The sequence below is a fragment of the Agrobacterium pusense genome (assembly GCF_013285525.1).
Taxonomy (GTDB): domain Bacteria; phylum Pseudomonadota; class Alphaproteobacteria; order Rhizobiales; family Rhizobiaceae; genus Agrobacterium; species Agrobacterium pusense.
This window is the reverse complement of record NZ_CP053858.1, coordinates 87,862-100,551: the sequence shown is the minus strand read 5'-3', so window position 1 is coordinate 100,551 and position 12,690 is coordinate 87,862. Positions and strand designations below refer to the sequence as shown.

At 57.2% G+C, this 12,690-nt stretch carries 8 protein-coding genes and 1 pseudogene; 4 read left to right on the top strand and 5 right to left on the bottom strand.

What is annotated here, in order from left to right:
- Nucleotides 1–139 precede the first annotated feature (139 nt).
- Together HQN82_RS23560 and HQN82_RS23555 are read left to right on the top strand one after the other, a co-directional pair.
- Nucleotides 140–1,252, top strand: a complete 1,113-nt coding sequence (locus tag HQN82_RS23560; protein WP_064263925.1) for an HlyD family secretion protein — start codon at nt 140–142, stop codon at nt 1,250–1,252.
- Between the two features lie 17 nt (nt 1,253–1,269).
- Entirely contained in the window at nt 1,270–2,838 is a 1,569-nt protein-coding gene (locus HQN82_RS23555; protein ID WP_173616104.1) for an MFS transporter, read from the top strand.
- 427 nt (nt 2,839–3,265) lie between these two features.
- Here the strand turns inward: HQN82_RS23555 and HQN82_RS23550 are convergent, their stop codons facing one another.
- Genes HQN82_RS23550 through HQN82_RS23540 form a run of 3 tightly spaced genes read right to left on the bottom strand, consistent with a single transcriptional unit; the run spans nt 3,266 to nt 7,073 of the window.
- Nucleotides 3,266–4,543 (bottom strand): c-type cytochrome, encoded by a 1,278-nt coding sequence (locus tag HQN82_RS23550; RefSeq protein ID WP_045534760.1) that lies wholly within the window; start codon nt 4,541–4,543, stop codon nt 3,266–3,268.
- A complete protein-coding gene (locus HQN82_RS23545) occupies nt 4,540–6,456 on the bottom strand; it encodes a cation:proton antiporter domain-containing protein (RefSeq protein ID WP_173616103.1) in 1,917 nt (638 codons plus the stop codon). Before HQN82_RS23545 ends, HQN82_RS23550 begins: the two co-directional genes overlap by 4 nt.
- Entirely contained in the window at nt 6,456–7,073 is a 618-nt protein-coding gene (locus HQN82_RS23540; RefSeq protein ID WP_173616102.1) for an NAD(P)H-dependent oxidoreductase, read from the bottom strand. The genes HQN82_RS23545 and HQN82_RS23540 overlap by 1 nt, the downstream gene beginning before the upstream one ends.
- A gap of 263 nt (nt 7,074–7,336) precedes the next feature.
- Between HQN82_RS23540 and HQN82_RS23535 the strand changes: the two are divergent.
- Together HQN82_RS23535 and HQN82_RS23530 are read left to right on the top strand one after the other, a co-directional pair.
- Nucleotides 7,337–7,729: pseudogene (locus HQN82_RS23535) on the top strand (DUF983 domain-containing protein).
- A gap of 71 nt (nt 7,730–7,800) precedes the next feature.
- Complete coding sequence (locus HQN82_RS23530) at nt 7,801–10,524, top strand: ATP-binding protein (protein ID WP_173616101.1); 2,724 nt, start codon at nt 7,801–7,803, stop codon at nt 10,522–10,524.
- 294 nt (nt 10,525–10,818) lie between these two features.
- Here HQN82_RS23530 and HQN82_RS23525 read toward each other — a convergent pair whose 3' ends face one another.
- Together HQN82_RS23525 and HQN82_RS23520 are read right to left on the bottom strand one after the other, a co-directional pair.
- Nucleotides 10,819–11,703, bottom strand: coding sequence for an MBL fold metallo-hydrolase (locus HQN82_RS23525; RefSeq protein ID WP_345791269.1), 885 nt, complete (start codon nt 11,701–11,703; stop codon nt 10,819–10,821).
- Nucleotides 11,704–11,831: 128 nt separating this feature from the next.
- Entirely contained in the window at nt 11,832–12,530 is a 699-nt protein-coding gene (locus HQN82_RS23520) for an alpha/beta fold hydrolase (RefSeq protein WP_234904958.1), read from the bottom strand.
- Nucleotides 12,531–12,690: the final 160 nt, after the last annotated feature.

The window sequence follows — 12,690 nt, the reverse complement described above, 5'->3', positions numbered from 1 at the left end:
CCCGGGCGCGCGTAGTCCCAGCAGAGCGTTTCACGAAGTGCAGCAAGCCGTCCAGCGATGGCTGTAATTGCCATCAATGCGGCGGGTAGGTTGCCGTCAATAAAACGAAGCTCCGATCACTCCGATGAACGCAACCTCCATGACCGATCAAATCGCAACGATAACGTCTGATGTTCGCAGCGCATCGCCCGTCGAAAGCGGAAGGCCAGAATGGCCGAGCGTGATAGGGAGAATGCTGCTGCCCGTCATCGCTGTCGGGATTGCATTGGCCGGAGTGTTTTACGCTGGCGGAAGTTGGAACGAGTGGACTTCCAGCGCCGCATACCAGACCACGAACGACGCCGCGATCGGTGCAGACGTCAGTTTTCTCAGTGCGAGGGTATCCGGCAACCTCGTATCGGCTCATGTAGCCGACTATCAGCACGTCCGAAAAGGCGATCTCATCGCCGAGATCGATCCAAGGGAGTATGACGCGACTGCTTCGCTCGCCTCGGCGAATGTTTCCGCCGCCAAATCATCGCGCGCGAACCTCACGAACCAGGAGGCGTTGCAGCGAGCGGCAATCGTCGCTGCAACGGCCCAACATGATTCCGCACTTGCGTCCCTCGAACAGACGAGGCTCGAATACGAGCGGCAACAGGACCTTGGTCAGGCGAGTACGGAACAACGGCTTCAACAGTCCCACGCAGCCTACCTTCAGGCACATGCATCCGCGGAGTCGACGACTGCTGCTATCGAGCAGCAGAGAGCTCAGCTGGAAGTTCTGCGGGGTCAGGAAAGCCTTCTGGACGCACAGATCGCAGCACAATCGGCATCCCTTGCGACGGCCGAGCTTCATCGCGAATTCACGCGCATCTATGCACCCTTTGACGGAACCGTAGGCAAGAAGTCCGCGCATGTCGGCGACTATTTGAGCATTGGCGGCAACGTCGTCCCGATCATTCCGAACGAAGTGTACGTAACCGCAAACTTCAAGGAAACACAGCTGGCGAATATGCGCATCGGCCAGGCTGCCGAGGTGAAACTCGACACATATCCAGGCACTGTCTTGCAGGGCAGGGTCGAGAGAATGTCACCGGCCAGCGGATCGACCTTTGCATTGCTCCCGCCGGACAACGCGACCGGAAACTACACCAAGGTGGTGCAGCGTATCCCGGTCAGGATCGCGATCGACGACGGGCAGCCCTTACGCGACAGACTGAGCCCAGGCCTGTCGGCGACTGTGACCGTCGACACGCGGGGACAACACTAGTGACGGAGTTCGCGGACATGTCCGTCCCGCAGCCGGCCGCGACGAAACGTCCTGTCTTCATAGTCGCTGCCCTACTACTCGCTTCTTTCGTTGTGGGTTTTGATACCCGCGTTTTTACGGTGGGGCTTCCCGACCTACGCGGAGCCTTCGGCATGGGCTTCGATGAAGGCTCGTGGTTTTACACGGCGGCAAACGCACCCCAGATATTGATCGCGCCAGCTGTGGCCTGGCTGATCACGGTATACGGCGTGCGCAGGATCATGGTCCCGTCCAGCGTCGTGTATTCCCTTCTTTCGTTGGGCATTCCTGCGATTCACGATCATACGCTGCTCATAATCGCGCACATAGTGAGGGCGCTTCTTCTCGGTGTTTTTATTCCGGCGACACTGATGATCGTCTTTCGAAACCTGCAACCCAAGCATTGGCTGATCGGCCTCGCGATCTATACCCTGCGAATTCCGCTCTCTCAGGGCCTCGGATTCGTTCTCGTCGGTTACTACGGCGAGGATTTCGGATGGCAGTGGCTCTACTGGCAAGATGTCCTGCTCGCGCCGCTTATCGGCGTTTTCCTTGTATTGGGCGCGCCGAAGGAACCAATCGATCGGAAACAACTCGGGAAAGCCGATTGGGGTGGAATGCTCTTGCTTGGTGCTTCCATGGCGTTTCTCTACGTCGGGCTGGACCAGGGAAACAGGCTGGACTGGCTGGAATCCGGAACAATTTCCAGCGCTCTGATCGCAGGTGGTTTTCTGTTCTTCGTCTTCCTGGTCAACGAGGCTGTTGTCGCCCAACCTTGGGCTCACGTCAGCGTCCTGCGCATACGTAACGTGTCACTGGGGCTTGCCGCGGTCACCATTTTTACATTTGCAAGCGCTATGGGCAGCAGTCTGATCCCTGGCATGATGCAGACAGTCACTGCCCTCCGACCATACCAGATCGGAGATCTGTTCATCTGGTACGCTGTGATCCCGTCGTTTTTCCTTGTTGCAATCGCTGGAGTTGCTCTCTACTTCATTGATGCTCGCATCGTACTCATCATCGGCATGTCCGTCACGGGAGTCGCTGCAATGATGGGCACGGAGGTAACGTCGCAATGGTTTCCGGAGAGCTTTAGACCGATCTTGTTGCTCAGCACGGCAGGACAGGCGATGACGTATTTTGCCTCATTTGTCTTCCTCGTCGGCAACTCGGACCCGAAGACTTCAACGGCTACGTCCGCGTACATTCAGGTCTGCCGATTGGGTAGCGCGGAACTCGCCTCGAGCTTCATCGCTACACTTCTGCGATTCCGAGAGCAATTTCATTCCAACGCCCTCGGAATACACCTGACAAATGACTCTCCTCTTCTGCGCTACCAGTTGTCGGGATTGAGCCATCTGCTCGATCGCACGGGCAACGGAACCGCCAAAGCGCTTGCCACGGTTTCGGCTTCGGCTCGAACTCAAGCCACCGTCCTTGCGTATAGCGACAGCTTCTTCGCAGCATTCTGGTTTGCAGTCGCCGGATTGGTCGTGGTCGCCCTGATGACGGCTGCACCGAAAAGCCCCTTGAGTCCAAGACTCTTCCGGACAATGCCTACCAACTGAATTCCGCCAAACGAGCTCAGGCGGTGGGCTGTCCTTGATTGTCAGATTTAGCAACTGAGTTGCTGTCGCCTATCGAACAACGGCTCTATTGAACCGCGATCTTTTGCTACCCGAGTTCAAGCCGCCACGGAAAGATGCGGAAAAAGCTCCCTTCCGCAAATGCAGCCGCTACGCTACCAAAGCGTAAGGATTGGCTGATGCAGGAAAACTGCTCTGTACTGTGGCACCAAGGGCAAGCCGGTGGGTGGGGTTTTCCCAACTTACAATAATATTGTAAAAGGCACGGCCTGATCGCGTGCAAGCCGTCTTCGATAAACGAGACCGTCACCTGCCGACTGTACGGCCGCTCTTGCTCCCGGTTTTGAGCGTCCGAACCCCGGGCGTAACATTACGCGCGATGTCGCCGGGACTGGCGTGGCGAAAGGTTTCACTCCCTCGCCGCTGCCACATCCTTCGCCGTTACCTTGCCGCTCTTTCCGCTTAACCGCTCGATCACGTAGTTGGCGAGCGCAGCAACTTCTTCGTCGGAATAGATCGCGTGGAAGGCAGGCATCATCTGGCCTGGTAGACGTGCCTCATTCGAAGAGCCCTTAAGGATCACTCTCACCAGATTGCTGCCTTCGGGATCGTTCACAGCGTGCGAACCCTGAATTGATGCCCGGTCGTTCGCAAGCCCACCGCCGTCCTTTCCGTGGCAGCTGGCGCAGGCGCCTGCGAAGATGCGAGCGCCGAGTTCCCCGGACGGCACTGCAGACGCATCCGGCCCAGATGGAACCACCTTCGTTTCGAGACCGGTTTTCACGGCCGGAACCGTTCGCAGATAGGAGACAATAGCTTCGATGTCGGAAGACGGGAGTTTGCTGAATGAAAGGTCTACCGCCTCCCGCATCGCGCCGCCGGCAGGGCCGTGGCCTTTCGCATGCCCAGTTGCGAGGAACGCCTTCAGATCTTCATCGCTCCAGTTACCGACCCCAGTCTCGGGATCGCTTGTAATGTTCCAGGCCTTCCATCCGTCTACCTCGCCACCCGACAAGGCTTGCCCTTGCTTTCTCTGGAACATGAGACCTCGAGGAGTATGACACTCGCCGCAGTGCGCTAGGCCCTCGACAAGGTAGGCACCGCGGTTCCACCGTTCATCCTTCGAAGGATTGTTTTCGAAGGGATGCGAGGGCAGGAACAGGAGGTTCCAACCGCGCATCAGCCAGCGCTGGTTGAACGGAAATTCGAGCGTGTTCTCAGGCGCAGAGTCCGAGACCGCCGTGACAGTGTTTAGATAGGCACGAATGGCGAGGATATCGTCGGTCGAAAGCAAGGCGTAGGATGCATAGGGAAACGCGGGATATAGGTTCTCGCCATGCTTATCGACACCCGATCTCACCGCGCGGACGAATTCCGCATCGTTCCAAGCGCCGATACCGTGTTCCTTGTCCGGAGTGATATTGGACGAATAGATAGTTCCGAATGGAAGTTTGAACGGCAGCCCTCCAGCGAATGGCTTGCCACCTTTCGTGCTGTGACAGGCGGCACAGTCGCCAGCGATCGTCAGATATTCGCCGCGTGCGATAAGTTCTTGCCCAGATGGCTGTTTTGCGCTCGCAGCCACCTCGGGAAGCGAATGGGGATAGAAAAAGAACAGTCCGGCTCCAACTGCACCCACCACAGCCAGGGAGACCAGACCCAACAGAATTTTCATGGAATATTTCATTGTCCGGCTCCTAAGGCTCGTTCGTCTATTTCAGTCTCTTGCGCGGCGAAGCTGCTTTCCAATTCCGGAGGGCTCCAACCACGCTGGACCAGTTCATCGTATTTTTCGCGCCGTCCGAGCATCGCCTCCTGGATGACGCGCCCGATATCATTGAAGCCCGCGACAAAGAGCTCGTTGTCGGACACGCGCGTCGTTTCGTCGAGCAGCGTCCCCATTCGGGCGAGGCCCGCGAGATCCTGATGGACGAACACGCTCTTTCGCTTCTCAACCTCGTAGGGATGCATGCCCATTGTCCTGAGCGCGAGGCCCCCTGCCTCCACCGAGCTTCCGAAAAGCTCGCGAACAATGTGATCCGCGCCCGCGTCAACAAGCTGGTAATGATGCAACCGATCATAAGCGCGAGCGATAATTGTGATCCCAGGGTTCGCTCGGCGAGCCGCCTCGATGATCTGTATCGTGCGGTCTGGGTCGTCGATCGCGACCACAAGCAGGTCCGCCTTGGCGACGCCAGCCGAATGAAGCAGATCAGGACGCCCCGCATCGCCGAAATATGATTTCACTCCGAATTTACGAAGGTCATCGACCACGTCCGCACGGTAATCCAGGACAACGGGCACGAAACCGTTGGCCAGCAACATGCGATTCACGATCTGGCCAAAACGGCCAAGGCCCGCGACGATGACCTTTCCGCTGCCTGGCCTCTCGGGCTCTGTTGACGGTGTTTTTCGTCTCTCAATCCTTTCGGCCATATGGTCGAAGAGCATGAAAAGCCCAGGCGTGATTATCATTCCCAAGGCTATGACGAGCACCCCGATGGATGCAGAGGTTCCGGTTATCAGCCCCATGCTTTGACCGAGCGAGAGCAGGACAAATCCGAATTCGCTCGCCTGTGCCAACCCCAGTGCGAAGAGCCATCCGGCAGCATCCCGCAATCTGAAGAGACGACCGAGCGGAAAAAGGACCGCGAATTTAATGATTACGAGCACCGCAGTTGCGCCAAGCACGACATCCCAGTTGGCCACCATTACGGAAGGGTCGATCTTCGCGCCTATCGTCATAAAAAACAGGCCGAGAAGCAGACCTTTGAAAGGCTCGATATCGTTTTGAAGTTCGTGCTTGAATTCGCCATTCGCAAGAACGAGCCCGCCGAGAAAAGCGCCAAGCGCCGGAGACAATCCAACCAATGACATCAGCAGGGCAATCGCCACGACCACCAAAAGCGCAAACGCCGTGAAGATATCGCGAAGTCGGTCTCTAGCGATCGCGCGCATGATTGGACGTGAGAGATAGTGACCGCCGACAACAACCGCCGCCACTGCACCCAGCGTAAGAAGTGCGGCCGCCCAGCCTGGAAGAGTGGAGAGCCAGCCAGCCCCGCGGTCGGCTCCAGGCGTCTGGCCGCCGGGTGCCATCAGCGGAAGGCACGCGAGCATCGGAATGACGGCCAGGTCCTGGAACAGGAGAACCGCGAAACTCGCCTGGCCACCGTCCGAGTCCAGCATCCCTCTCTCCTCAAGGGTCTGCAATACGATCGCCGTCGATGAAAGGGCCGCTACAAAGCCAAACAGAACCGCCTGCTGCCATTCGATATGAAGGAAGACGCTGAGGACGGTGACCACCGCAACCGTCAAGACGACCTGCAAACCACCCAACCCAACGAGCTTTGCACGCAAGCGCCAGACCATCTTGGGATCGATTTCGAGGCCAATCAAGAAGAGCATCATCACGATGCCCAATTCCGAGATCTCTTCAAGATAGCCGGCGTTGGCTTCCGAAAGCTGCAAAACCGGGCTCATCAAAGCGCCGGCAACAATGTATCCGACAACGGAACCGAGACCGAGCCTACGGGAGACGATGACGGCGAGGACCGAGGAGGCCAGATAGGCAAAAGCAGGCAACAGCAAGCCGGACATCAGCTTATCTCCCGACGGCCAACGAACTCCGCAAGATCGCCGGCCGTAACCTCGTCCCGTCGCCCAAGCGCGCCGATGTCCAACGACGAGTCACGCAGGCCCTCCAGGAGCATTGGATAGGACTCGACATGAATTTTCGCGGAGGGGGAATCGACATGGTTGGCCGCATGCAGCACGAATGGCGGAAGAAAGGTCATTCCGCACAGTTCAATCGTCTGTCGTAGCGGCAGGATAAACATGGAAAACGGATGCTTGTTTCCGCCCTCATACGAATAGTCTCGAACACTGCCTCCCGTGGTTATGCAAGCGATCGCCAGCTTTCCGGCAAGTTTTTTCCCCTGTGGCCCGTGAGCAAAGCCGTACTCGAGAACCAGATCCTGCCATTGCTTCAGAAGAGCGGGCGTCGAGTACCAAAAGAGCGGGAACTGGAACACGATCACGTCGTGATCGATTAACCGCTTCTGCTCACGTTCGACGTCTATGTCGAACCGAGGGTATTCGGCGTAGATATCGACAAAGGTAACCCCCGCGACCTGCTGGGCGCGCCTCGCCATAGATAGATTGATACCGGTCGACCGTTGCGCCGGATGCGCAAACAGGACGAGAACTCGCGCCAAAGGTTTTTCCTCTTTTTTCGAAGCTGCTCGCGCGCGGTTCACGATCTGGAGGCGCGAATTATCCGGGCACAAGGATAGTGGCTCGCAACATCAAATATTGGATGATCCGGTTTCGATAAGCCGAGTGGTGTGATCGGAGGATCGATTTTGACAATCTTCGCGGAGATGTGCGTGCTACGCGGGGACGCAGCGAAGGAGTGAAGACTGTCTCTTAGACTCTGGCAACCTTGACCTTAAGTGACATCTTGCGACGGGAAATCGTGATGACGAACGAATATCCACCTTTGCCGCCATTGAGCACGGGTCTACGCCAACGGTGCCCGCGATGTGGGCAAGGCGCCACCTCTTCAATGCTTCCTGACGGGGGATTCGTACGAAGTGTGTGACCTTGATTACTCGTTTGCAGAGCCGGCGGGCGGCCCGGCCTTCTTTGTCATTTGCCTTGCGTGTGTCCCAAGTCCACTTCTCGCGGTGTGGCCTCTGGTTTCGTGCGAAGTTTCGGTGTGGACCAAGTGTCTATTACGGGGCCATTCATGCTATTGATATGCATGCCGCCATTGAGGCCGTTGAAGAGATGGCTGATCTGCAGCCCCTATTTCTATAAGGCTCAAGAAGGAAAGCTTGCCGGGCTCGATGAGCTGGAGGCGTGGGACTAATCCAAGTCTCGGTGTCTTTAAGATAAGACTGCATCGGAATTCTGGAAGGGCACTTAACAATTGGGGATCCCATGACCGTTCTGCACTTCGAAGGTTTCGAACTGGACGTTCAAAATCGTAAGCTGACGGCGGGCGGCCAACCACTTAGACTTGGTGGCCGAGCATTCGATCTTCTTGCCGTGCTCGCTCAACGTGCGGGTCAGGTGGTCAGCAAGGATGAGCTCCTGAGTGCGGTTTGGCCGACCACCGGGGTCGAAGAAGGTACGCTACGTGTTTCGCTGGTTTCGCTCCGCAAATCTTTGGGAGAGCGCGCTCGTGGCTTCATAGATAACGTGCCCGGCAAGGGGTACGTTTTCGTGCCACCGGTTCGGATCGACGGCGCTGCGTCCGTCACGACGAAGTCCAGCATGTCCTCAGCAGACCTTCCGCGCCTCGCGAACAAGGTCATCGGCCGTGATGAGTTCATCGAAACAACAACTGACCTTTTACAGCAGTCGCGCATCATTACCATCACGGGCACGGGAGGCATCGGAAAGACGTCCGCTGCCATCGCCATCGCAGAACGCTTCTTGGGCCGAAGAAGAGTGTTGTTCATCGATCTCGCCTCCTTGTCCGAAAACGCCAGCCTGATGCCGTCGCTCGCCAGTCAGCTCGGCCTGAGCGTCTACGGTTCGGAATTGCTCCAGGCTGTGGCGACAGAACTGCGAAAAACTCCGACACTTCTTGTTTTCGATAACTGTGAGCACGTCATCGATGCTGCAGCGGAAGCAGCAGAATCGATCCTTCTCGAAGTTCCGACGTCCTCGATTCTCGCGACAAGCAGAGAGCCACTCAGGATACAGCTCGAGCGCATCCGTCGCTTGCCGCCCCTCGCCGTCCCGCCAGAGGGCACAATCGCGGAGGACGCGCTAGGCTATGCGGCTTTGGACTTGTTTTACAGAATGGCTGGTCTCTTCAAAGACGAGCAGGACCTGAGACAACCCGAGATAATCGAATTGTCTGCCGACATTGTGCGAAAATTGGAGGGTATCCCGCTTGCCATTGAACTTGCGGCTTCGAGAACCCTCGACCTAGACATCAGGGAGCTGCATCGCTCCGTGGCAAGACCGCTTGCAGTTCTTCGTCGCGGAAGGCGAAATGCCCCCGCAAGACAACAAACCTTGCAGTCGGCGCTCGACTGGAGCTTCCAAACGTTATCTCCAGTTGAAAAGGAACTCCTGCTCCGGTTATCAACCTTTGCCGGACTTTTCAGCGCCGAGGACGCCCGCGCTGTCGCGGGCGACCATCTTTCCGATGACGAATTCTACGAAGCATTCGACGACCTCTTTCTCAAATCCCTCCTAAACGTCACTTCTGAGGGCGGAAGCTACAGGCTTCTCGTAACAACACGCCACTACGCCTCCGCGAAACTCGCATCATCGCCCCTCAAACGGGAGGCCCAACATGCACATGCCCGCCATTGCTCCGCGAGATTGAAAAAGTCAGAGGCGGATTGGACTAAACTTGAAACGGACGAGTGGCTGCGGCTGCATGGTGCCCTCATCCACGATTTGCGCATCGCCCTCGCCTGGGCATTTTCCGCCGATGGCGACGATGCCCTCGGAATTGAACTCACCGCCACCTCGAACATTATCTGGACGCAACTGGGATTTATGATCGAACAGCTGGTCGTGATCGAGACTGCGCTTGCCCGAGCGTCTGCCACGGAGGTACTTGATCCACGTCACGAGATGTACCTGCGGCTATCGCACGCAGGCACCATCTATCACATCAAAAGCTCCGAGCGAGATCCGCAAGCCCTTGCGGAATACCACAGAGCAATCCAGATCGCTAAAGACCTCGACGATCATATGGGCATACTTCGCGCGAGCGGCGGCATAACCGCGATCCACACAATGAATGGGGACTACATTGATGCGATCAACGTTGCGCGAAAGTTCGATGACCTTTGCGGTGAAAAACTGCCGAACGCCGTTAGTCGCATGCTCGCTCACAACCTTCATTACATAGGTGATTTCGAAGGTGCTATGCGACATGCCAACATAGCCCTCGAAATGGCGAAAGTCGGCGTTCGGGGAACAATGAATAATGGAGCAAGTTACGACCAAAGGCTCAGCGCTCTTTCAACTGTAGTCAAGACCTTATGGGTCCAGGGTGAACTAAGAGCGGCGATGCGGCAACTCGACACCGTCTTGGCCGAAGCAATTAACCTTGACCACGCGATCTCGACCTGCCTCTATCTTGCGGTCTCGGCCTGCCCCACCGCTTTTGGCATGAGGGAGGTCGGACCTGGTCGGAGCCTGCTCGGCCTCCTCATTGAAAAATCCGGCGATAATTCCCTGCTCCGTTGGCAGGAATGGGCTTTCACGTTCGAGCAGGTTTCCATGGCCCTCGCATCGGATGACAAGGAGCGCTTCAACAAGGCGCTAGCAAACGCCGGCGGTGCGAGGTTTGAGAACTGCCTGATCGTAGGCGGCCACCTCGCAGACCGTACGGCCATAGACCGGGCCCTATCGAAAAATGCCGGATGGTGTCGAGCAGAACTCTACCGCCTCAAGGGCCTGCTGCTCCTCGACGAAGACGTCGATGCCGCCCGGAAGCTTCTCATGGAAGGATATCTGATTTCCTCTCAGCAAGGCGCAAGGTTCTGGGAGCTTCGCTGCGCAGCCAGTATAGTGAAGTGTACCCCAATGGAGGGTCTCGGCGCTGCAAAAAGCCGCCTTGATCGAACGCTGGCAGGATTCGATGGAGAGCTTGCCACTGTGGACGTAGTGGAGGCAAGAGCGCTCCTCTAAGCTTCGCCACCCGAACCTGCCATATTTCTGCAGGGTACCTTTATCATGGAAAACAGCCGTCGACGCGCGTCGCGCCTGGTTGACCATCATGGAACAAATGCGGAAATCAGCTCGCCGATCGGCCGCAAAGTCCCGTCGAGGCGAACTACGGAACGCCGCTTCCCATTGTGCTCGGTCACGCGGTTGCGGGCATCGTTCGCGAAGTCAGGTCAAGTGCGACTGATATCAACAGAAAGACTTGGCCCGTGTTCGAACCGAAGCTCTGCATGACAGCCCCGATCAGTTTAGCCGCAATTACAAGCTTTCGTAGACAAGTTTCGTGAAAAAGTCCGGCGTGATCACGAACTGGCCCCACACGGCGTCAAACGCCGAGGTCGGCCGTTGAGCCTGCACCTCACCCAAACTCATGCCCTTGCTTTTACTCGCCGAGATCGACGCCCTGATGGCAACGAGCATTTCCAGGTAAACCTTTAGTTCATCGCGGTTGCCGACGGGCTTGGCATGTCCCGATACGACGAGCGTGTCAGCATCGCAGATATCGACGTTCCACCGTGCAGCCTCGATCATGCCGTCAATGCTACCTCCGGTAGACCTGTCGATGAACGGATAGATCCCGTTCCAGAAAGTGTCGCCCGTGTGAAGCACATTCGAATTCTGGAAAAATACCGAGAGATCACCATCCGTGTGCGCATTTCCGTAAAACCTCAGACTTACCCGATCTCCGTTGATATCCAACTCATGTGTGTCTGCCACGACGACCGAAGGCAGAGCCGGGATCGAGGAAGGGGAAAAGTCGAAATTCCAGTCCTCGACACGCTGTGCCGTACTCAAATGCTTGAGCGTCATTTCGTGCGCGATGATCTTCGCACCCTCCCGGCCTAGCCAATCGTTGCCGTCAGCGTGGTCGAAGTGCCAATGTGTATTTACCACGGCAGCAACCTCGGGGCTTCCCAAGGTAGTCAAGCTTTCCCTGATCTTGGCTTCCGATACGGCGATGCCCGCATCAACGAGGAACATTCCGTCGTCGCCGAAGCTGGCAAGCATATTGCCGCCTGAGCCCTCCAGAACCGTAAGCCTGCCGCGGACGGTGTGAAGCGAAACAGGAGACGAGGCCGCATAATCCCTCATTGCATTCACAATCCCGCGCGCTTTCGCGTAGGCCTGTGCGGGTGTCAGCATCGGACCGCCGCCGGCGCCGGAAGTCTCGGGGGCCACGCAGCAAAAGCAGAAGCCGCGATGGGAAAAGCGAGAAGCGTGCATTATTCCTGGTCCTCAAAAGTCTGGAAATCGAGTGCGTGAGGTGTTGACTACGGATGTTCGCCAGACCGATGGTTCCGGACAAACGACGCAATCACGTCGGCGCAGAAGTGCGGTTCCTGGTGGTGCGGTCCGTGCCCGGCCTGCGGCAGCGTCACCAGGTGAAGCGACTTCCAGTCGTGCACCAGTTCCAACCAGTTTTCGACCGGGCAAGCGATGTCGTGGTCTCCGGAAATCACCAATAGCGGCACCACGCCGGCCGCCAGCTTTCTCATGTGAGAGCCTTCGGGATCCGGGTAGATGGTCGACCTGTCCTTCGCCTCGCTGAGAAGTTTCATGAAGGTCGCCTCCGGGATCGCAGGAGAGCGGCCTGCCTTGCGTTCGGCGATGCGATCATGAGAACGCTTTGCGGCCGCCTTGCTGCTTTCGGATGCTGGTTCGAAAAACAGGATAAACTCGTCATCCAGGGTATTCACCGGATTCATGGCGGTCTTGATGAAAAGCGGCTCGCCGCTGACTTTCGGATGTCCCGGAGGAGCCGTTCCGATTAGGACCGCCTGCGAAACCTTGTCCGGATAGGTTGTCGCGAAAACCTGTGCAACAACCCCACCCAACGACCATCCCCCCATGACAACTTTGTCAAAGCCGAGGAAATCGATCAGGTCCCTTGCGTCCTTCGCAAGCGACGCGCGATCGTATGTCGGTGTCCCGGTCGATCCACCGAGTCCGGTATAATCGAAAATCACCACCGTGAAATTCTTCGTAAGCTCGTCAAGGAAGAGCGGATCCCAGGAGTCCATCGTTCCCCTGAACCGGACGGCGAGGACGATCGGCGGCCCCTCTCCGAATTGCCGATAGGCAAGCGTGCGACCTTCAAGGTTTGCGTATCTGGTTTCGACTGTCGAAGCA